This window comes from Streptomyces chumphonensis, from assembly GCF_014779715.1.
GTDB lineage: Bacteria > Actinomycetota > Actinomycetes > Streptomycetales > Streptomycetaceae > Streptomyces > Streptomyces chumphonensis.
In genome coordinates, this window is the sequence record NZ_JACXYU010000019.1 from 80,942 (window position 1) to 101,341 (window position 20,400).

The window sequence follows — 20,400 nt, forward strand, 5'->3', positions numbered from 1 at the left end:
CGAAAGTGCCGGCCCGACGAGAACCCCGCGCCCGGGCGGGGCGGAGCCGTCCGCGCCCTCAGGCGTCCGGGCGGACCACGCCCAGGATCGGCAGGGCCCCGGCGCCCTCGACGCGGATCTGACGGCCGGTGCGCGGCGCGTGGACCATCTCGCCGTCCCCGAGGTAGAGGCCGACGTGGCTGGCGTCCTCCTGGTAGACGATGAGGTCGCCCGGCCGCATGTCGGTGATGTCCACGCGGGTCAGCTGCCGCCACTGCTCCTGCGAGGTGCGCGGCACCGTGACGCCGGCGGCCTCCCAGGCGCGCAGGGTGAGCCCCGAGCAGTCGAACGTCTCCGGACCCTCGGCCCCCCACTCGTAGTCCTTGCCGATCTGGGCCAGGGCGAAGGCGATGGCCTTCTTCCCGCGCTTCCCGGCCTTCCCGTCGATCTCCTCCAGAACGCCGGTCTTCAGCCACCGCAGCTGCCGGGCCTGGGCGGTCCGCTCCTCCAGCTCCTTCAGCCGGGCGCGTTCCTCGGCGGCCAGGGAGGACTCCAGCTTCCGCGCCTTCTCCAGCTTCGCCTCGACCTCGCGCTTGGCCGTGCCGCGCTCCTTGCGGGTCTTCTCCAGTGCGGCGTGGCGCTCGGCGGCCGCCTCACGGTCGTCCTCCAGGTCCGCGCCGAGCCGGACCAGGTCCGTCATGACGCCGGACGTGGCGCGCTGGCCCTTGCGCAGCAGCCCGAGCGAGCGCAGGAACTCCTCCGGGTCCTCGGCCAGGGCGAGCCGGGTGCTCGCCGGGAGGCCGCCGCTGCGGTACTGGGCCCTGGCCATGGCCCCCGCCCGCCCGCGGAGCTCCTTGAGCGCGCTCTTGTTGCGCTTGACGCGCCGGTTGACGGCGGTCAGCTCCCGCTCCTGGCGCTCGGCCCGCTCGACGGCGGCGTTGTAGGCGTCGGTCGCCGAGCCCGCCTCCCCGTGCAGTTCCTCGATACGCGTGCGGACCTTCTCCAGTTCACCGTCCGCGCCCCCGGCCTCAGCGGACTCGCCGTCCGCACCCTCGCCCTCCGCCGGCTCCGAACGGGACGGCGACGGCTCGGGCGAGGGCGACGGCGACGGCCGATGCGCGACGGCGGGCGGCGGCAGGGCCGCGTGGGCCGTCGTCGCCGCGAGACCCCCCGTCACCGTGAGCACGCTCAGCGCGCACACGATGACGACTCCCCTGTTCACCACGGATCGTCCCCTCCCCGACGGCCCCAAGCGGGCGGGGCCGGCATCCCACTGACGCGCGCGGGCGCCGGCCGGTTCCCCCGGATACCGCCCGGACCCCCGCGACGTCAGCGCGTCACGCTCCGGCCACGAGCGGAATACAGGTCGAACACGGACACCACCCTGACGGTCGAGGTTCACCCTCCGTTCACTCTCGACGGTCGGGCGCTTCACCTGTCCTGCCTAATTTCAGCCGTACGGAGCGCGCCACCTGGCGAAGCGGAAGGTGGCCTCCACTAGCTGAGCACGTAGCACGTAGAGACAAGCCCGTACCCCATCGCTTGCCGCACCCCCACCGGCGGGCTCAGGAAGGAACTGAACCGAAGTGAAGCTTCAGCGCACGAACCGGCTTCGCGCCCTGACCGTCGGCGCTCTGGCCGTCACCAGCGCTCTGGTCCTGACCGCCTGTGGCTCGGACGACAACACCTCCCAGGGTGGCGACAGCCCCTCCAAGGCCGACGCGGGCGACGTCGCGTGCAAGGGCGAGGGCAACCTGCTGGCGTCGGGGTCCAGCGCGCAGAAGAACGCCGTGGACGCCTGGGTGCAGGCGTACCAGGAGGCGTGCACGAGCACCAAGGTGAACTACAACCCCACCGGCTCCGGCGCGGGCATCCAGGAGTTCCTGCAGGGCAAGACCGCCTTCGCGGGCTCCGACTCCGCCCTCAAGCCCGACGAGGTGGAGGCGTCCGCGAAGGTCTGCAAGGACGGCGGCAAGGCCATCAACCTGCCGATGGTCGGCGGCCCGGTCGCCCTCGGCTACAACCTGGCCGGCGTCGAGGACCTCGTCCTGGACGCGGAGACGCTGGCCAAGATCTTCGACTCGAAGATCTCCCAGTGGGACGACGAGGCGATCCAGGAGCTGAACCCGGACGCCGACCTGCCGTCCACCAAGATCCAGGCCTTCCACCGGTCGGACGAGTCCGGCACCACGGACAACTTCACGACCTACCTCAAGGACGCCGCCCCCGACGCCTGGCCGTACGAGCCCGCCAAGGCGTGGGCCGCGAAGGGCGGGCAGTCGGCGAACGGCTCCGCGGGTGTCGCGACCAACGTCAAGCAGACGAACGGCGCCATCGGCTACTTCGAGCTGTCCTACGCCACGGGTAACGAGATCCCGACCGTGCAGCTCGACACCGGTGCCGGTGAGCCCGTCGAGGCCACCGTCGAGAACTCTTCGAACGGTATCGCCGCGGGCAAGATCGTCGGCACGGACGGCGACCTGGCCATGGAGCTCGACTACACGACGAAGGAGGCGGGCGCCTACCCGATCATCCTCGTCACCTACGAGATCGCCTGCGACTCGGGCAACGACCCCGAGACGCTGGAGGCCATGAAGTCCTTCCTCACCTACGCCGCGAGCGAGGACGGCCAGAACCAGCTCGCCGAGATCGGCTACGCCCCGATCCCGGACGAGGTGATCACCAAGGTCCGCGAGAAGGTCTCGACCCTCTCCTGACCCACGGCCGGTGCGGTCCCCGCCCATGGGACCGCACCGGCATCCGGCGTTCACCGGCCACCGCGCCGGGGAACCCGGACCGACCGTCCGCCCCGCACACGAACCCCTTCCGGTGCACCGCCGCCAGGGACCGGCCCCGCCGAACGGCCGGACCCGCACCAGACCGGAGAAACCCATGGACATGACGAAGACCGTCGCTCCCCCACCCCAGGCGGAGCTACCTCCCGAGGCCCCCAAGGGCTCCTCGGGCACGAAGGGCAGCGCCACCCACCGGGGTGACCGCATATTCTCGGGGCTCACCAAGGGCTCCGGCATCACCCTGCTGGTGATCATGGCCGCCATCGCGGCCTTCCTCACCTGGCGCTCGATCAACGCGCTCTCCGTCAACGAGGGCAACTTCTTCACCACGTTCGACTGGAACGCCAACGCCGACCCGCCGGTCTTCGGCATCGCCGTCCTGGCCTTCGGCACGGTCGTCAGCTCCGTCATCGCCATGGCGCTCGCCGTGCCCGTCGCCGTCGGGATCGCGCTGTTCATCTCCCACTACGCGCCGCGCAAGCTGGCCTCGCCGCTGGCCTACGTCATCGACCTGCTGGCCGCCGTGCCCTCGATCGTGTACGGCCTGTGGGGCGCCCTGTTCCTGGTGCCGCACCTCAGCGGCCTCTACTTCTGGCTGGACGACTACTTCGGCTGGACGGGCGTCTTCGCCTACGACGGCGGCGCCGCACGCTCGCTCTTCACGGTCGGCATCGTACTGGCGATCATGATCCTCCCGATCGTCACCAACGTCTCGCGCGAGGTCTTCCTCCAGGTGCCGCGCATGCACGAGGAGGCCGCGCTGGCGCTGGGCGCCACCCGGTGGGAGGTCATCAGGATGTCCGTCCTGCCCTTCGGCCGCTCCGGCGTCATCAGCGCCTCGATGCTCGGCCTCGGACGCGCGCTCGGCGAGACGATGGCCGTGGCCACCGTCCTGTCCCCCAGCTTCCTGATCAACCCGAGCCTGCTGAACCCGGGCGGCGGCACCTTCGCCCAGAACATCGCCGCGGGCTTCAACGAGGCCGGCGACATCGGCCGTGACGCGCTCATCGCCTCCGGTCTGGTGCTGTTCGTCATCACCCTGGTGGTGAACGGCGGCGCCCGCATGATCATCGCTCGCCGCAAGGAGTACTCGGGGGCCAACGCATGAGCCACGCCGTCATGGACCAGCGTCCCCAGGACGCGGTGGGCCCGCGCCCCGCCACCCTCCGACAGGCCCGGTTGCCGCGCTGGGCGCCGCTGGGCATCGCCCTCGGCTCGGCCGCCCTCGCCATCGCGACCGGCGTCCTCGCCGACCTGCAGAGCCGCGCGCAGTGGGGCCTGATCGCCGCCCTGCTCTTCGTCGCGACCACGTTCGCGCTGACCACCGCGGTCGAAGGCGTCCGGCAGGCCAAGGACCGGCTCGCCACCAGCCTCGTGTGGGTCTGCTTCCTCGCCGCCGTCGTCCCGCTGGCCTCCCTGGTGTGGGAGACCGTCGCGCGCGGTGCGGAGATGTTCGACCTGTACTTCCTGACGCACTCCATGAGCGGGCTGCGCGACCTGCAGCCCGGTGGCGGTGTCTACCACTCGCTGATCGGCACGCTGCAGCAGGTCGGGCTGGCCACGCTCATCGCCGCGCCCCTCGGCCTGCTCACGGCGGTCTACCTGGTCGAGTACGGCAAGGGGAAGCTCGCCAAGGCCGTGACGTTCTTCGTCGACGTCATGACCGGCATCCCCTCGATCGTCGCGGGTCTGTTCGTCCTGTCCTTCTGGATCATCCTGCTGGACTTCGGCTACTCGGGCTGGGCCGGCGCCATGGCGCTGGCGATCCTGATGATGCCCATCGTCGTCCGGTCCACCGAGGAGATGCTCAAGCTCGTCCCCAACGAGCTGCGCGAGGCGTCCCTCGCCCTCGGCGTCCCGAAGTGGCGGACCATCCTCAAGGTGGTGCTGCCGACGTCGATCGGGGGTATCACCACCGGTGTGATGCTCGCGGTCGCCCGCATCGCGGGCGAGACGGCTCCGATCATGCTGCTCGTGTTCGGCGCCTCGTCGATCAACAACAACCCCTTCGAGGGCCCGCAGGACTCGCTCCCGTACTTCATCTGGACGCAGTTCAAGGCCGGCAACCAGTACGCGTACGACCGCGCCTGGGCCGCCGCCCTCGTACTCATCGCCCTCGTGATGCTGCTGAACCTGCTGGCCCGGGGCATCGCCCGCTGGAAGGCCCCGAAGGCCGGCCACTGACGCCCCCGGCCGCCCCCGAACCCGACGAACGCCGGCGCCGCACCCGCACGCGGACGTACGCAGAAAAGAAGTGATCTCCATGGCCAAGCGCATCGACGTCAGCGGCCTCACCGCCTTCTACGGCTCCCACAAGGCCATCGAGGACATCTCGATGACCGTCGAACCCCGCTCCGTGACGGCCTTCATCGGCCCCTCCGGCTGCGGCAAGTCCACGTTCCTCCGCACCCTCAACCGCATGCACGAGGTGACGCCCGGCGGGCGCGTCGAGGGCAAGGTCATGCTGGACGACGAGTCCCTGTACGGCCCCGGGGTCGACCCGGTAGCCGTCCGCCGGACGATCGGCATGGTCTTCCAGCGGCCGAACCCCTTCCCGACGATGTCGATCTACGACAACGTCGCGGCCGGCCTGCGGCTCAACGGCAAGTACCGCAAGGCGCAGCTCGACGAGGTCGTCGAGAAGTCGCTGCGCGGCGCCAACCTGTGGAACGAGGTCAAGGACCGGCTGAACAAGCCCGGCTCCGGTCTCTCCGGCGGTCAGCAGCAGCGCCTGTGCATCGCCCGCGCCATCGCCGTCGAACCGCAGGTGCTGCTCATGGACGAGCCCTGCTCGGCGCTCGACCCGATCTCGACCATCGCCATCGAGGACCTGATCGGGGAGCTCAAGGAGCAGTACACGATCGTCATCGTGACGCACAACATGCAGCAGGCCGCCCGCGTCTCCGACCGCACCGCGTTCTTCAACCTCGCGGCGATCGGCCAGCCCGGCAAGCTCATCGAGATCGACGACACGGAGCGCATCTTCTCCAACCCCTCGGTGCAGGCCACCGAGGACTACATCTCCGGCCGCTTCGGCTGACCGGACGTCTGCGGTGCTGCATGGCGGTGCCACCGCAGGACGAAGGGCCCGCCCGCATCCCCGTCCGGGAGCGGGCGGGCCCACCCATGTCCACGGGCGGGCGGCCGCGACGGGCGCGGTGCGGGGCCCGCCGGTCGGGGCCGGACGTCGGGGCCGGGGTCGGGGGTGACGTCAGCCGAAGGCGAGCCAGCCGAGGCCGTAGCTCAGCGCGGCGACCGACGCGGCCGCCGGCATGGTGATGAACCACCCGGCGACGATGTTCTTCGCGACCCCCCACCGGACGGCCTTGACCCGCTTCGTCGCTCCCACGCCCATGATCGCGGAGGTGATGATGTGGGTCGTGGAGATCGGCGCCTGGAAGATGTAGGCCGTCGCGTACATCACGGACGAGGCCGTGGTCTCGGCCGCGAAACCCTGCGGCGGTTCGAGGTCGATGATGCGGCGGCCGAGCGTGCGCATGATCCGCCAGCCGCCGGCGTAGGTGCCGAGCGAGAGCATCACGGCCGAAGCGATCTTGACCCACACCGGGATCGGCTCGCCCTCGTCCTCCACCCCGGCGATGACCAGCGCCATCACCACGATGCCCATCGTCTTCTGGGCGTCCTGGAGACCGTGGCCGAGCGCCATGCCGGCCGCCGAGACGGTCTGGGCGATCCGGAAACCGCGCTGGGCCCGCTGCGGGTTCGAGCGCCGGAACATCCACAGGATCGCCGACATCACCAGGTACCCGAGCCCGAGCCCCACCAGGGGGGAGAGGAACATCGGGATGACGATCTTCTCCAGCACGCCGTCCCAGTAGACGGCCGTGGAACCGGCCAGCGCGGCCCCCACCAGCCCGCCGAACAACGCGTGCGAGGACGACGAGGGCAGGCCGAAGTACCAGGTGATCATGTTCCAGGTGATCGCTCCGACGAGCGCGGCGAAGAGGATGAGCATCCCGTTGCCGCCGGTCGGCGTCTCGATCAGGCCCTCACTGACCGTCTTGGCGATGCCGCTGCCCATGAAGGCGCCGGCCAGGTTCATGACCGCCGCCATGAGCAGCGCGACGCGGGGCGTCAGCGCACGGGTGGAGATCGACGTCGCGATGGCGTTGGCCGAGTCGTGGAACCCGTTGGTGTAGGTGAAGAAGAGCGCGACGCCGATGACGACGAGCAGCGAGAACGTGTCCACGACCGGTCAGGACTCCTTGACCGCGATGGTCTCCACCGTGTTCGCGACGTGTTCGAACGCGTCGGCGGCCTCTTCGAGGACGTCCACGATCTGCTTGAGCTTCAGCACCTCGATGGCGTCGTACTTGCCGTTGAAGAGGTGGGCGAGGAGCTTGCGGTGGATCTGGTCGGCCTGGTTCTCCAGACGGTTGACCTCGATCCAGTACTCCGTCAGGTTCTCCATGGTGCGCAGGTGGGGCATGGCCTCGGCCGTCAGCTCGGCCGCCCTGGCCAGCACCTCGATCTGCTGCTCGACGCCCTTGGGCAGCTCCTCGATCTGGTAGAGGACGACGAGGTCGACGGCCTCCTCCATGAAGTCCATGATGTCGTCGAGCGAGGAGGCCAGCCGGTAGATGTCCTCACGGTCGAACGGCGTGATGAAGGAGGAGTTGAGCTGGTGGAAGATCGCGTGCGTGGCGTCGTCGCCGGCGTGCTCGGCGGCCCTCATGCGCTCGGCGATGTCGCTCCGCGCGGACGCTTCCGCCCCGAGCAGTTCCATGAGGAGCTTCGAACCGGTCACGATGTTGTCCGCTGACGCGGCGAACATGTCGTAGAAGCTCGTCTCCCTGGGGGTCAGACGAAAGCGCACTGGGGGTCCTCGGGTGTGCTCGGGCGACAGTCTCGTTGATGCTAGGCGCATCATCCGGCCACGGCGAACCGGCGTTCACCAGTGTCGCCCATGGACCGGCAGCGGTAGAACCGGGGGCGAAGCGGGATGCGGCACACCGTCGCGGACCCAGGGTGAAAATCGGTACAATATACCCAGTCGGGGTATGACCCGAAGACGTACGAGGGAGACACGCATGACGACCGTCGAGCCCACACCCGTCGCACCGCCGGTGCCCGCCGACGCCGCGCCGGGCACCGGCCCGCACGGCTACTCGCAGCAGAAGGAGGCCCATCTCAAGCGCCTGCGCCGCATCGAGGGCCAGATTCGGGGCCTCCAGCGGATGGTCGACGAGGACGTCTACTGCATCGACATCCTCACGCAGGTCTCCGCCTCCACGAAAGCCCTCCAGTCCTTCGCCCTCCAACTCCTCGAAGAGCACCTGCGGCACTGCGTGGCCGCGGCAGCCCAGGACGGGGGCCAGGAGATGGACGCCAAGGTGGCCGAAGCCACCGCGGCCATCGCCCGCCTGATGCGCACCTGAACCGGACGAAGCGCGTCTTCCCGGCGTTCCTCCCCGACTCACCCCGCCTCGGGACCTGGCTGAAAACATGCGGTGTCGCCTCAGCCGCCCTCACGTTCCGGGCCGCTTCGCCGCCCCGTTCCCAGTACCTCGTCGATGCGGTCCGCGCTGAGCCGCTCCTCCGGCTCGGCGGACGCCGCGATGATGAGCTCGCCGTACAACTCGATCTCGGCGAGCGCCTCCCGGTCCTGGACCACCGATTCCCTCGGCATCCGCGACCACCTCCCTGCCCGTGGGCCACGAACGGCCGCTCCCGCGCATGCCGCGAGGGCCCGGCCGCTCACCCGCAACGCCTCAGGGTAGGGCGATCGCCACCGCCCCCGCATGACACATCCGGACTAGGACACCCGGACGGGGAGCCTCCGGACACGCTTCCGCAGCGACGGATCCGAACGGCGTCCGAACAGCGCGTCCGGCGCCGCGCGGGCCGTGGCGCGGGCGTCCGCGCTCAGGAACGCGGCAGCGCCGTGGCGATCCGCCCGGTGTAGACGTCGGCCGCGGGCGGCAGCTCCACGGCGACCGGCTCACCGAACCCGTAGAGCTCGACCGTGGAGACGACCGTCTCCTCCGTCCCGAAGACGAACGTGTGCCGCACCCGGCGCACCCGCCCCTCTTCGTCGAGATGCACCTCGAAGGGCACCGCCCGCCGGGAGAACCCTTTCGCCGCCGCGTCCAGCTGCGCCCTCGACCCCGGGGACGCCTCCCCGGCGGCCGCCCGCACGTCCGCCGTGCCCCGGAACCGGCGTACCCGCTCCCCGTCCAGCTCGCGCGTCCCCGCGTACCGCACCGAGCTGACGCCCCGGAGCAGCTCCGCCGCGACGAGCGGGTCCGTCACCCCGTTCGCGACCAGGTTCCCGTCCGGCAGCTGTGCCGGATCGACCCGCACCCACTTGTCCGCCGGGACACCGGCGCCCCGGTGCTTCATGTAGAGGGAGCCGCGCGCGAGCACCTCGGTGACGGGACGCCGGTGGTCGTCCGGCATCGTCACCTCGATCCGGCCCAGATGACGGGCGAAGTCGAAACCGCCGACGCCGCTGATCGTCAGCCGCGTACCGCCGCTGCGCAGTTCCATCTCCGTGCGCACTCTCGACGTGCCGGCCCGGGCCAGCACGTCGGCCGCGCCCCGCACGGCCGCCCGGGCGCCGTTCTTCGCCGCCGGCTCCGAGACCGCCACCGTGCGGCTCGAGCAGCCGGTACCCACGACGGCCGTCAGTACGATCGCCAGCGCGCCGACCGCGGCCTTCCGCCTGTCCATGGCAACCAGACCCCCAACGGACCGTCTTCGGACTCGCACCGCTTAACGAAGAGCGGAGGCAGCCGTCACGCCCCGGTAGCGTGGTGCCGTGCCCGACGAGCGAGAATCCGCCGCCTCCCCCGAGCAGCACCTCACCGACATACGGGAACGCGGTTCCTTCGTCAGCGCCCACTGCCGCTGCGGGTGGCGCGGGCCGGCCCGACGCGCGCGGGCCCGGGCCCAGGCCGACGCGACGGCGCACGAGCCCCCGGCCCGCGCCCTGTAGGTCCTACAGGGCACCGTCCTCAGGCCGCCAGATCACGGTTGTGGGCCAGCGGACGCGCCTCGCCCGCCCCATCCCCCCGCTCGGCGCGCCCTTCGGGCGGCGCCGCGACCAGCCGGCCGACGCGCGGGGACGCGGCCACGGCTCGCGTCAACGGGGTGAGCAGGGCGAGCGCCAACGGCGCGAGCAGCAGGACGGCCGCCGTACCGAGGGCGAGGCCCCCGACGACGTCCGTCGGGTAGTGCACCGCGGTGTAGACCCGGCAGAAGCCCTGGAAGAGAGCGAGCAGGATGGCCAGCACACCCAGCCGTCGGTTCACGAGGAAGATGCCGACCGCCAGTGCCATCACCAGGGCCGAGTGGTCGCTGACGAACGACAGCCCGTCCTTCCCGGCGACCAGGACGTTCAACCCCTCGTGATCCACGAAAGGTCTCGGGCGGGCGACCAGTTCGCGGATCGGGTAGTTCACGAGGTAGGCCACGCAGGCCCCCAACGGCGCCCACATCAGGCCCGCGACGGCCGTGACGGCGTCCGGTCGGCGTCGCGCCGTCCACCACGCCCACAGGCCGAGCAGCATGATCCCCAGGATGACGCCGTACTCACTGGCGAAACCGAGCGCGGAGTTCCCCCAGTCGGGGACGCTCTCCGACCAGCCGTTGACGCGGTAGAGGAGCTCTACGTCAGGGCTGTCCCAGTCAGACATGGCGCCACGGCCTTTCCATCGCTGTCACTCACGTCGTTCGTCCTGCGTCGCCACCCAGCCCCCGCGCCTCGGACAACCCGGTTCTGGACAGGAAACGCGGCGGCGGCACCCGACGTTCCGCCATCCACCGAACGATCACGTCCACGTTATCGAAGGGTGATCGGGCGATGCGGAGGGCCGTCTTCCCTCACCGAGCGTAAAGGTCCCGCCTCCGCGCCGCGCGCTCAGCCCGTCGGCCGGGTGGCGCCGAAGTAGTCGGGGGTGTCGATCGGGTCGAAGCGGATCACGGCACCGGTGTAGGGAGCGTCGATCATGTATCCCCCGCCGACGTAGATCCCGACGTGGTGGATCGACCGGGGATCGTCGAGATCATGCGCGAAGAAGACCAGATCACCCGGCAGCAGCTCGTCACGGGCCGGGTGCGGGCCGGCCGTCCACTGGTCGTTGGCCACGCGGGGCAGCTCGATGCCCACCGACGCGTACGCGGCCTTGGTGAGCCCCGAGCAGTCGAACCGGCCGCCGTCCTCCGGGGTGCCGTCCCCGCCCCACAGATAGGGCGTGCCCAGCTTCTCCTGCGCGTAGTGGATGGCCCCCGCCGCCTGACGGGACGGGGAGAGCCGCTCCTGCGTGGCGGCGAAGCTCTGCTCCATCTTCCGGATGACCGAGACGTAGTTCTGCGTCTCCCGGTACGGGGGCACCCCGCCGTACTTGATGACGGCGTAGGGGCCCGCGTTGTAGGCGGCCAGCATGTTCGCCGTGGGATCGCCCGGCACGTCGCGCACGTTGCGCGCGAGGGCGCAGTCGTAGGAGGCGGCCGACGGGATGGCGTCCTCCGGGTCCCACACGTCCGCCCGGCCGTCCCCGTTGGCGTCCAGCCCGTGCACGGCCCACGTACCGGGGATGAACTGGGCTATGCCCTGAGCCGCGGCCGGCGACTGCGCGCGCGGGTTCCAGCCGCTCTCCTGGTACAGCTGGGCGGCGAGCAGCGGCGGGCTGATGGCGTCACAGAGGGTGCCCCACTTCCGCACGAGCTTCTCGTACTGCGCGGGCACCGATCCCTGCGCGAGGGCCACCGACCGGCCGCCCGCGCCGAACTGGGCCGCCGACACGAACGTGCCCACGACCAGCAACGCCAGGAAGCACACACCCAAGCCGGTACCGCACGCCGCCACCACCCAAGCCTTCCGCACCACCCAACCATCCCATTCCATGGCAGAATTCGAGAAGGGCCAACCCACCCGATGACCGACAACCCCTCCTGTGGCGGTGAGTTCACATGTTCATGGCGGCAGAAGAAGGCGACATCACCACCATCATCGGCGGAATCGCTCCCGACTGGGGCCCGTTCGGCTCGCTGGGCACCGAGGCACGCGTCATGATCGAGGTCGTGATGGCCGTCGCGATCCTCATCTGCCTCGGCATCGCCATCTGGGGCGCGGCCAAGCAGCGCATCGGCGCGACGGCGATGCGCGACACCTTCAGCGCGGAACAGGGCAAGGGCCTGATCGTCGCGGGGCTCACCGGCGTCTTCATCATCGGGTCGCTGGGAACGCTCTTCACGATCGTCTACGGTATGGCTGTCTAGCCGTACGGGCGGATTTCGACGCTTCTGCGGCCTCCCCTCTCGCAGTTGTTCGGAGCGTTCGTGCACATCGTCCACCCCAGCCTGGACTCCTACCTCATCGCCCACAGCCGCCCCGCCGCCGACGACGTCCTGCGCGACCTCGCCGAGGAGACCCGCCGGGCCCTCCCCGACCTCGTGTCGATGCAGATCACCCAGGACGAGGGCGCCTTCCTCACGCTGCTGACGCAGCTGACCGGCGCCCGGCTGGCCGTCGAGGTCGGTACGTTCACCGGCTACTCCTCCCTCTGCATCGCCAGAGGCCTCGCCGCGGACGGAACCCTCGTGGCCTGCGACATCAGCGACGAGTGGACGTCCATCGCGCGCCGGTACTGGCGTCGCGCGGGCCTGGAGGACCGCATCGACCTGCGGCTGGGCCCGGCCGTCGAGACACTGCGCGCCATGCCTCAGGAGGAGTCGGTCGACTTCGCGTTCGTCGACGCCGACAAGACCGGCTACCCCGCCTACTACGAGGAACTGGTGAAGCGACTGCGCCCCGGTGGCCTCATCGTCCTCGACAACGTCCTCCAGGGAGGCCGCGTCGTGGACGAGGCCGAACAGGGCGAGTCGGTGCGCGCCGTGCGCGCCGTCAACGCCACCATCGCCGCCGACGAGCGGGTGGGCTGCGCGATGCTCCCGCTGCGGGACGGTGTGACGGTGGTCCGCAAGCGGTAGCCGCCGGTCGGGGGCGTCCGCCCGGCCCCACCGTCGCCCACGTCGCTCGACCCACCCCGTCATCCACAGGCTGTGGACAGAGCTTGACCGCGAGACCTGCGCTGTTTCCCACGTCTCACTTTGCTGTCACATCGTCACACTCCGCCCGTGGACAGAACTCCCCCGCTACCGTCGAGTGAGGGGACAATAAGCGGAAGGCGGTTGACGGTTGAGGGCAACGGGTCGAGGGGCAGGCGTTCCATGAGCATCGGCGACGAGGGCTACGACGACGAACGGACGTATGCGGAGCCCCGGCGAGCGGGCACCCGCATCCGGCTGCCCGAGGGCGAGACCTCCGACGCGGGCAGAGGGCCCGTCGTACGCCCCGGGCGCAGCCTGCTGATGGTCGTCGGTGTCGTGGTCCTGCTCATCGCCGCCATCGCCTTCGCCGTCCGGGGCGGCGACGACACCGCCGCCCCCGACGCCAAGAGCCCCGACGCCCGCGCCACAGCCCCCTCGGGCGTCGACCCCGTCGACGCGGGCACCGGCGTCCCCTCGGGCTTCCCCCGCACCGAACAGGGCGCCCAAAGCGCCGCCGCGAACTACCTGGTCGCTCTCACAGGTGACGGTATGTATGTCGCCGACACCCGCACGGACATCGTCGACACCGTGTTCGCACCCGACATCGCCGCTGACCGTCGCGCCTCGCTCGATGCCATCTACAGCGATCCGGAGTTCCTGCAACGCATCGGTCTCCAGGAAGACGGAGTTGCGCCCACAGGAAGCACCTTCGTGTCTCGCGCCAACCCCATCGGGACTGATGTCGTGAACTACGACGAGGCCGAGGGGGTGGCTACGGTCGCCGTCTGGTACGTGACGCTGTTCGGTCTCAGCGGTGAGGAATCCCGCAACCCGGTCACGGAGGCGTGGTATACGAACACCTTCCAGCTCCGTTGGGCGGACGACGACTGGAAAGTGATCGACTTCGACCAACAGGACGGTCCGACACCGGTTGGTCGCGACCAACGCGCTTCCTCTGCCGAGGACATGGCCGAAGCTCAGAAGCGGTTCGGAGGGTTCACCTATGCGCGGTAGGCAAGCGGTTGACCGACCAGGGCGTACGCGCTCCCGGATCCCTGCACTGCTGTCCGCCGCGCTGGGCGGCCCAACGGTGGCTCTGTGGTCGGCAGCCCCGGCGCTGGCGGACCCGACGCCTCCTGCCGAAGAACCGGAGGCCAGCCCCAGCCCGGACGCGAGCAATGATCCCTGTGACCTCGTCCGCGGAACGGCCCGCGAGTACTGCGAAGGCGAACGCGGTGACGGCGGTGGTGGGGGCGGGGGCGGCGGGGCGCCGGAGGCGCTCGACAGCCTCGACCCCCTGACCTCCCTCGCCAACGGCTGTGCCGAAGCCGCCGCCTGGATCGTGGGCAAGCTCTCCGAAGCCGTCGAGGCCACGGCCGACGTCGACTTCACCAACGCGGCCTTCCTGCGCCAGTACGCCGTCGTGTTCGCGGCGTCCACCATCCTCACGCTCATCCTGTGGCTGCTCGCCATCACGAAGCGCGCCGTGCGCGGCGTGCCGCTGACGACCGCCGTCTCCGAGGCCGTCGGCTTCCTCTGGCTCGTCGTGCTGGCCTCCGCCTTCACTCCGCTCATCCTCTACACGCTCGTCTCGGCGACGGACGCCGTCACGGACGTCATAGCGTCCGGCACCGGTTCCCAGACGGACGCGTTCTTCGGCACGTTCGCCGAGGCGCTGCGCTCGGGCGAGGACATCGGCGGCGGGCCCATCATGCTCATCGTCGTCTCCCTCGTCTCCGTCCTCGCGGCCGGCGTGCTGTGGCTGGAGCTCGTGATCCGCGCCGCTCTGCTGTACGTGGGCGCCCTACTCGGCGTCGTCGTGTACACCGGCCTCGTCGACAAGAACATGTGGGGCCACGTCCGGCGCTGGGCCGGCATCATGATCGCGGTCATCCTGGTGAAACCGGTCATCGTGATCGTGCTCGGCCTGGCCGGGGCACTCGCCTCCGACGACGGCCCGAACGCGATGGGCGCGATCGTCTCCGGCCTCGCCATCATCCTGTTGGCCATCTTCGCCTCGGCCATGATCTACCGCTTCGTTCCCGGTTTCGGCGACGACATCGTGCGGCACCGCAACGCGTCCGCCGACCCCGCCTCCCGGAAGGCCGTCGCCGCCGTCTCCACCCCGGCCGCCATGCTGCGGCAGGGCATCAGTACGCACAGCGCCCGCGGCGGCGCCTCCGGGGGAGCCACCCAGAGCGGTGGCGGCGCGGCGGCCCGACCGGCCAACCCCGTCTCCGGAGGTGTCGCCGCGCACAGCACACGCACGGCCGCTCCTCCGCCGCAACGCGCCACCCCGCGCGCCGCTCCCCCCAGTTCGACCGACCGCACCGGAGGTGACCGCAGGTGACGACGCCCCACACCGTCGCGCCGCGCCGCACGTACACCATCGGGCGCGCCCGACCGAACGCCCTGATCGGCAAGGACCGGGAATCGGGCGAGATCGCGCTCATCGTCGTCGGCGCGTTCCTCGGGATGATGAGCGGCTTGCTCGTCCCACTGCTGTCCCTGCGCATCGTGCTGCTCGCCGGCTTCCCCATGCTCGCCCTGGCCGCCGTCTACGTCCCGTACCGGGGCCGGACGTTCTTCCGCTGGGTCGAGATCGACCGCTCCTACCGTCGGCTGCTGCGCCGGGGCGGGACGTACCGGTCCGCCGCGCCGGAAGCCGGCATCCGCATGGACGGGACCGAGACGGAGATCGGCTCGCCGCCCGGCGTCGGCCGCATCACCTGGCTCGCGGCCCCGTTCGGCCCCGACGAGATCGCCGTGCTGCTGCACGCCGACCGCCGCACGGTCACCGCGGCCATCGAGATCGAGGGGCCGGGCGTCGGGCTGCGGGACAGCGAGGACCAGGAGGCCCTCGTCGACCGCTTCGGCACCCTGCTCAAGCACGTGGCCAACGGCGACGGGTACGTGACACGTCTGCAGATGCTGGCCCGCACCCTGCCCGCCGACCCGGACGCCCACGCCAAGGACGTGGCCCAGCGCGGGGACGACCGGTCCCCGCACTGGCTGCGGTCCTCCTACGACCACCTGCAGTCCATGGTCTCGACCTCCAGCGAACAGCATCGGGCCTACCTGGTGGCGTGCATGCACCACGGACGGGAACTGGCCGCCGAGGCCGTGACCATCGCCAAGGCCAACCGTTCCGGAGGGCGGAGACTGTCACGCGACGAGGGCCTGGCCATCGTCATGACGCGTGAGCTGACCGACATCTGCGCCCGGCTCGCCGAGGCCGACATCCGGGTCCGACAGCCCCTCGGGCAGGCCCGCCTCGCCTCGCTCATCCACGCCTCCTACGACCCCGACCACCCGATCGACCACATCCAGGCCATGACGCGGCGCAACGCCTGGCCCGCCGAGCTCGACGCGACGGAGCCGGGGTACCTCCAGGCCAAGACACGCGAGTCGGCGACGCGCGAGCCGTGGTGCCACGCGACGGCCTGGGTGAAGGAGTGGCCGATGACGCCGGTCGGCGTCAACTTCCTCGCTCCGCTGCTGGTGCACACCCCGGACGTCATCCGTACCGTCGCCGTCTGCATGGACCTGGAGCCGACCGAGCTCGCCATCGAACGCATGCTGACCGAGAAGACGAACGACTCGGCCGAGGCGAGTCGCCAGGCCAAGATGAACCGCACAGTGGACCCGCGGGACATCGCCGCCCACGGCCGCGTCGACCAGCGCGGGGAGGACCTGGCCAGCGGGGCCGCCGGGGTCAACCTCGTCGGGTACATCACCGTCTCCTCCCGTTCACCGGAGTCGCTCGCCCGCGACAAGCGGACCATCCGCGCCGCTGCGGGCAAGAGCTACCTGAAACTGGAGTGGTGCGACCGCGAGCACCACCGGGCCTTCGTCAACACCCTGCCCTTCGCCACCGGGATCCGCCGATGAGGAGGCTGTGCCCACGGCTCACCGACGCCCTGCCACCGCCCCACGTTCCCACGTCGGCGGGCAGGCCCCTGCCGGCTCCCGGCGCCGTGACGACCGTCAGAGAAGTGATGAGGAGGCGCAGCCCCCATGGCCGCGTTTGACCTGCTCTCGACCGTGACCGACGCCTTCACCAGCTTCCTCTTCGGCAGAACGGAGACGACGCGACTGCCCGTCCGCACCTCGACGGGTCAGGCGCAGGCCGTCTACCTCCCCACCGCCGCACCCGGTCTGGGCGACTCGGGCGTCATCATCGGCCGTGAGGTGTACAGCGGGAAGGGCTACATCTACGACCCGTTCCAGCTCTACGGCCAGCAGCTCCCGGCGCCGCACTGGCTGGTGCTGGGCGAGTCCGGCAACGGCAAGTCGGCGCTGGAGAAGACGTACGTCCTGCGGCAGCTGCGTTTCCGGGACCGCCAGGTCGTGGTGCTCGACGCCCAGGGCGAGGACGGCGTCGGCGAGTGGAACCTCATCGCGGAGGAGCTCGGCATCACGCCCGTCCGCCTCGACCCGACGGCCGCTCTCGACCAGGGCATCCGCCTGAACCCACTGGATCCGGCCATCACGACGACGGGCCAGCTCGCCCTGCTGCGCACCATCATCGAAGTGGCGCTGGGCCACGGGCTCGACGAGCGGGCCGGCTTCGCGCTCAAGGTGGCGCACTCCTACGTCAACGCCACCGTCGCCGACCGGCAGCCCGTGCTGAACGACATCGTCGAGCAGCTCCGCCACCCGGAGCCCGAGTCGGCGCACGCGATGAACGTCGCGCTGGAGGACGTCAGGGCCTGGGGCCTGGACGTCGCCCTCGTTCTGGACCGCCTCGTGGACGGCGACCTGCGCGGCATGTTCGACGGTCCCACGACCGTCGGCATCGATCTCGACGCGCCGCTGACGGTCTTCGACCTGTCCCACATCGACCGCAACTCGATCGCCATGCCGATCCTCATGGCCATCGTCGGCGTCTGGCTCGAGCACACGTGGATCAGGCCCGACCGCAAGAAGCGCATCTTCCTGGTGGAGGAGGCGTGGCACATCATCAACAGCCCCTTCGTCGCCCAGTTGTTCCAGCGACTGCTGAAGTTCGGACGTCGGCTCGGCCTGTCGTTCGTGGCCGTCGTCCACCACCTGTCGGACGTCGTGGACGGTGCCGCGGCCCGAGAGGCGGCGGCGATCCTGAAGATGGCCTCGACGCGGACCGTCTACGCGCAGAAGGCCGACGAGGCCCGTGCCACCGGCCAGGTGCTCGGTCTGCCACGCTGGGCTGTGGAGATCATCCCCACCCTGTCCCCGGGCATCGCGGTGTGGGACGTCAACGGCAACGTCCAGGTCGTCAAGCACCTCATCACCGAAGCCGAACGCCCCCTCGTCTTCACCGACCGCGCGATGACCGAAGCGTCCGCCCGGGACGAGGAGGACGGGGAGCCCGGTTCCGGCCAGGGAGGCATGGGCGACCTCGACCACGCGTTGGAGCAGGAGGCGGAATCACGGGCGAGCCGCTTCGACCGGCTCAGCCGGGTGGACGGGACGGTGGCCTGAGGTGCCCGAACACGTCGGCCCGGTCGAACCGACCGGGCCGGGCCGCAAGCCCGGCGGTGGTGTTCCGGATGGTCTGTTGGTCGGCCTGCTCGGGCTGCTGCTGTCCGTCACCGTCCTGGCCTGGACTGCGCTCGGGCTGGCCGGACTGCTGACACACGGGGCCTGGCCGCAGGGCGTCTCCTTCCCCCGGACCCCCCTGGCCCTGCGTGCCCTGGTCACCGACCCGGCGAACCTGGCCGCCGCCTGGCCCGAGGCCGACCCGGTGACGTTGCCCGGGCCCGGCCTCTTCTGGGGTCTGCTGATCGGCGAGCTCATGGTCCTGTGCGTCCTGGCGCTCGCCGCGTCCATGTCCCTGGCCCGCCGCAGGGCGCGACGTCGTGTCGGGCAGCTCGCGCGCGACGCGGCGGGAGACGACCCGGGGGCTACCGAGCACTCCTCGCGGACACGTCGGCTCGATGGAACGTCCGCCGGTCTCCCGCCGGCAAAGGAGTCGCCCCTCCGATCGGGAGTCGCCCACCAGCGCGAAAGGCCCGCCCGGTCCACGGAGGGCACCGTCCCCTCCGTTCCGGGGCCACAAGGCCCGGGGACACCCTCCGCGATACTTCTGCGCGGCAACGCCGATCCTGCCGAGGCCATCTCCGCAGCCGAGGGTCCGGTCGTCGTGGTGACGGCGGACCCGCTCCTGTGGGCCGACACGGTCGCCGCCCGGGGCAAACTCGGTCCGGCCTTCGTCTACGACCCGAACCAGGTCACGGACGCCCCCGTCCGGTTGCGCTGGGCGCCCCAAGAGGGCTGCGCCGACCCGGCCGTCGCCCGTCGGCGGGCCGCCGCCCTTCTCGCTCCGGTACGGAGCCCGGCCTCGGGTGATGTGGCCGTCCACGAGGCCGCCGAAACGCTGCTGCGCTGTTGCCTGCACGCCGCCGACATCTCGGGCAAGCCCTTCAAGTCGGTGCACCGCTGGGCCACGGGCACGTCGACCGCGGACGCTGTCCGCGTGCTGCGTCGGCACGCGGACGCGGCTTCGGGTGCCGCGGGAGAACTCGAGGCCACCCTGACCGGCCATGCGGAACGGCGTGACATGGCCTCCGCGCTGATCGACCGAGCCCTGGCAGCGCTGCGTCAGGTACACGTGCGGAACACCTGCGCCGGTGCGCGCAACGATTCCGTCGCGCTGGAATCCTTCGGCGCGGAAATGGGCACGCTCTACATCGTGGGTGCGGAGGTCGAGGCCCCTCGTCGCGATGCCGGGGTCGTACCGCTCGTCACGGCGCTCACCTCCAGCGTGGTCGAGCACGGCCGGCGCATGGCCGCACGGTCATCCTCCGGTCGGCTCGACCCACCAATGACGGTTGTTCTGGACAACCCGGCGGCCGTCGCGCCACTCGCAGACCTCCCGGCGCTGCTGACCGAAGGCGAGGAGCTGGGCATCCACACCCTGGCGTATGTACGCTCCACCGCCCAGGCCCGTACCTCGTGGCCGCATCTCGCGCAGAGCCACCTGGCTCGTGCCGACGCGACATCCTGACCGCCGCGACAGCGAGCTTCGTCAGAAGAGCGGGTCCCCGGGAAGGTCAACGGCCTGCCGAATCCAGCTCCCCAGCAGTTCATCGTCGAGCACATCGTCCTCGTGAACATCGAGATACCGCACGTGTGCGTGCTTGGACACGCCCGGCGGAAGAGGATCGAGGGAGGAACCGTTCAGCCAGGTGACCTTCACGTACCGAGCGAAGCAGTGGAAGCTCAGGAACCATCCGTTGCCCTCGACGCCGTAGAACGGCGAGTTCCAGCGCACGGCTCTGCGCACATCGGGCACCGTGCGCACGACGAGGGTGTCCAGGTGTCTTCCCACATCACGCTTCCAGCCCGGCATCGCGTCAAGGTAGGCCCGCACGACCGCAGGACCGTCGCCCTTCGGGATCTGGGGGTTGCCGCCGGCCAGCAGCCGCGGCTCGTGAGGGGGCCGTTGCACCATGCTCCCCACGATAACGACCCGGGGGAGCCGGCACCTGCTGCTGCGAGCTCACCCCGCGCGTCGCTCGGGCGGTCGAACAGCGGTCGTCGACTCACGCTCGGCGTCCGGAAAACCTGCCACACGCGTAACGCGGAAAAGCCCCGTTGGACCAGGTCCAACGGGGCTTCCCCACACAAT

The 20,400-nt window shown here is 70.6% G+C and carries 21 protein-coding genes; 13 read left to right on the forward strand and 8 right to left on the reverse strand.

Going from position 1 to position 20,400, the window contains the following annotated elements; all coding sequences use genetic code 11:
• Positions 1–58: 58 nt before the first annotated feature.
• A complete protein-coding gene (locus IF129_RS24625) occupies positions 59–1,204 on the reverse strand; it encodes a C40 family peptidase (protein WP_318153925.1) in 1,146 nt (381 codons plus the stop codon).
• A 361-nt stretch (positions 1,205–1,565) separates the two neighbouring features.
• On the opposite strand from IF129_RS24625, the gene pstS reads away from it, so the two are divergent.
• The 4 genes from pstS to pstB all read left to right on the forward strand — a co-directional run bounded on the left by pstS (position 1,566) and on the right by pstB (position 5,814).
• The gene (gene pstS, locus IF129_RS24630; protein WP_191212032.1) at positions 1,566–2,696 is read left to right on the forward strand and encodes a phosphate ABC transporter substrate-binding protein PstS; all 1,131 of its coding nucleotides are present in this window, start codon (positions 1,566–1,568) and stop codon (positions 2,694–2,696) included.
• Positions 2,697–2,871: 175 nt separating this feature from the next.
• A complete protein-coding gene (pstC, locus tag IF129_RS24635; RefSeq protein WP_381481429.1) occupies positions 2,872–3,882 on the forward strand; it encodes a phosphate ABC transporter permease subunit PstC in 1,011 nt (336 codons plus the stop codon).
• Complete coding sequence (pstA, locus tag IF129_RS24640; protein WP_191212033.1) at positions 3,879–4,958, forward strand: phosphate ABC transporter permease PstA; 1,080 nt, start codon at positions 3,879–3,881, stop codon at positions 4,956–4,958. The genes pstC and pstA overlap by 4 nt, the downstream gene beginning before the upstream one ends.
• Positions 4,959–5,037: 79 nt before the next feature.
• Complete coding sequence (gene pstB, locus IF129_RS24645) at positions 5,038–5,814, forward strand: phosphate ABC transporter ATP-binding protein PstB (RefSeq protein ID WP_191212034.1); 777 nt, start codon at positions 5,038–5,040, stop codon at positions 5,812–5,814.
• A gap of 171 nt (positions 5,815–5,985) precedes the next feature.
• Here the strand turns inward: pstB and IF129_RS24650 are convergent, their stop codons facing one another.
• Both IF129_RS24650 and IF129_RS24655 read right to left on the reverse strand, forming a co-directional pair.
• Positions 5,986–6,984 (reverse strand): inorganic phosphate transporter, encoded by a 999-nt coding sequence (locus tag IF129_RS24650; RefSeq protein WP_191212035.1) that lies wholly within the window; start codon positions 6,982–6,984, stop codon positions 5,986–5,988.
• Between the two features lie 6 nt (positions 6,985–6,990).
• Positions 6,991–7,611, reverse strand: a complete 621-nt coding sequence (locus IF129_RS24655; protein WP_191212036.1) for a DUF47 domain-containing protein — start codon at positions 7,609–7,611, stop codon at positions 6,991–6,993.
• Positions 7,612–7,825: 214 nt separating this feature from the next.
• Here IF129_RS24655 and IF129_RS24660 point away from each other — a divergent pair, with 214 nt between their 5' ends.
• Positions 7,826–8,173 carry a metal-sensitive transcriptional regulator gene (locus IF129_RS24660; protein ID WP_224755532.1) on the forward strand — a complete coding sequence of 116 codons (348 nt, stop codon included), beginning with the start codon at positions 7,826–7,828 and terminating at the stop codon, positions 8,171–8,173.
• A gap of 80 nt (positions 8,174–8,253) precedes the next feature.
• Here IF129_RS24660 and IF129_RS24665 read toward each other — a convergent pair whose 3' ends face one another.
• Positions 8,254–8,424 carry a hypothetical protein gene (locus tag IF129_RS24665; RefSeq protein ID WP_191212037.1) on the reverse strand — a complete coding sequence of 57 codons (171 nt, stop codon included), beginning with the start codon at positions 8,422–8,424 and terminating at the stop codon, positions 8,254–8,256.
• Between the two features lie 236 nt (positions 8,425–8,660).
• The gene (locus tag IF129_RS24670) at positions 8,661–9,467 is read right to left on the reverse strand and encodes a hypothetical protein (RefSeq protein WP_191212038.1); all 807 of its coding nucleotides are present in this window, start codon (positions 9,465–9,467) and stop codon (positions 8,661–8,663) included.
• A gap of 88 nt (positions 9,468–9,555) precedes the next feature.
• Here IF129_RS24670 and IF129_RS24675 point away from each other — a divergent pair, with 88 nt between their 5' ends.
• Complete coding sequence (locus IF129_RS24675; protein ID WP_191212039.1) at positions 9,556–9,732, forward strand: hypothetical protein; 177 nt, start codon at positions 9,556–9,558, stop codon at positions 9,730–9,732.
• 19 nt (positions 9,733–9,751) lie between these two features.
• Here IF129_RS24675 and IF129_RS24680 read toward each other — a convergent pair whose 3' ends face one another.
• The gene (locus tag IF129_RS24680) at positions 9,752–10,432 is read right to left on the reverse strand and encodes a phosphatase PAP2 family protein (RefSeq protein ID WP_191212040.1); all 681 of its coding nucleotides are present in this window, start codon (positions 10,430–10,432) and stop codon (positions 9,752–9,754) included.
• A gap of 224 nt (positions 10,433–10,656) precedes the next feature.
• Complete coding sequence (locus tag IF129_RS24685) at positions 10,657–11,622, reverse strand: C40 family peptidase (RefSeq protein ID WP_318153929.1); 966 nt, start codon at positions 11,620–11,622, stop codon at positions 10,657–10,659.
• A gap of 86 nt (positions 11,623–11,708) precedes the next feature.
• Between IF129_RS24685 and IF129_RS24690 the strand changes: the two genes are divergently transcribed.
• The 7 genes from IF129_RS24690 to IF129_RS24720 all read left to right on the forward strand — a co-directional run bounded on the left by IF129_RS24690 (position 11,709) and on the right by IF129_RS24720 (position 19,776).
• Entirely contained in the window at positions 11,709–12,017 is a 309-nt protein-coding gene (locus IF129_RS24690) for a hypothetical protein (RefSeq protein WP_191212042.1), read from the forward strand.
• Between the two features lie 45 nt (positions 12,018–12,062).
• On the forward strand, positions 12,063–12,728 hold the full coding sequence (locus IF129_RS24695) for an O-methyltransferase (RefSeq protein ID WP_224755533.1): 666 nt from the start codon (positions 12,063–12,065) through the stop codon (positions 12,726–12,728).
• Between the two features lie 240 nt (positions 12,729–12,968).
• A complete protein-coding gene (locus tag IF129_RS24700; protein ID WP_191212055.1) occupies positions 12,969–13,802 on the forward strand; it encodes a hypothetical protein in 834 nt (277 codons plus the stop codon).
• On the forward strand, positions 13,792–15,138 hold the full coding sequence (locus IF129_RS24705; RefSeq protein ID WP_381481438.1) for a hypothetical protein: 1,347 nt from the start codon (positions 13,792–13,794) through the stop codon (positions 15,136–15,138). Before IF129_RS24700 ends, IF129_RS24705 begins: the two co-directional genes overlap by 11 nt.
• A complete protein-coding gene (locus IF129_RS24710; RefSeq protein ID WP_191212043.1) occupies positions 15,135–16,679 on the forward strand; it encodes an SCO6880 family protein in 1,545 nt (514 codons plus the stop codon). The genes IF129_RS24705 and IF129_RS24710 overlap by 4 nt, the downstream gene beginning before the upstream one ends.
• Before the next feature lie 126 nt (positions 16,680–16,805).
• A complete protein-coding gene (locus tag IF129_RS24715) occupies positions 16,806–18,251 on the forward strand; it encodes an ATP-binding protein (protein WP_191212044.1) in 1,446 nt (481 codons plus the stop codon).
• Position 18,252: 1 nt separating this feature from the next.
• Entirely contained in the window at positions 18,253–19,776 is a 1,524-nt protein-coding gene (locus IF129_RS24720; protein ID WP_191212045.1) for a type IV secretory system conjugative DNA transfer family protein, read from the forward strand.
• Positions 19,777–19,797: 21 nt separating this feature from the next.
• Here the strand turns inward: IF129_RS24720 and IF129_RS24725 are convergent, their stop codons facing one another.
• A complete protein-coding gene (locus tag IF129_RS24725; RefSeq protein WP_191212046.1) occupies positions 19,798–20,223 on the reverse strand; it encodes a DUF1801 domain-containing protein in 426 nt (141 codons plus the stop codon).
• Between the last annotated feature and the right edge of the window lie 177 nt (positions 20,224–20,400).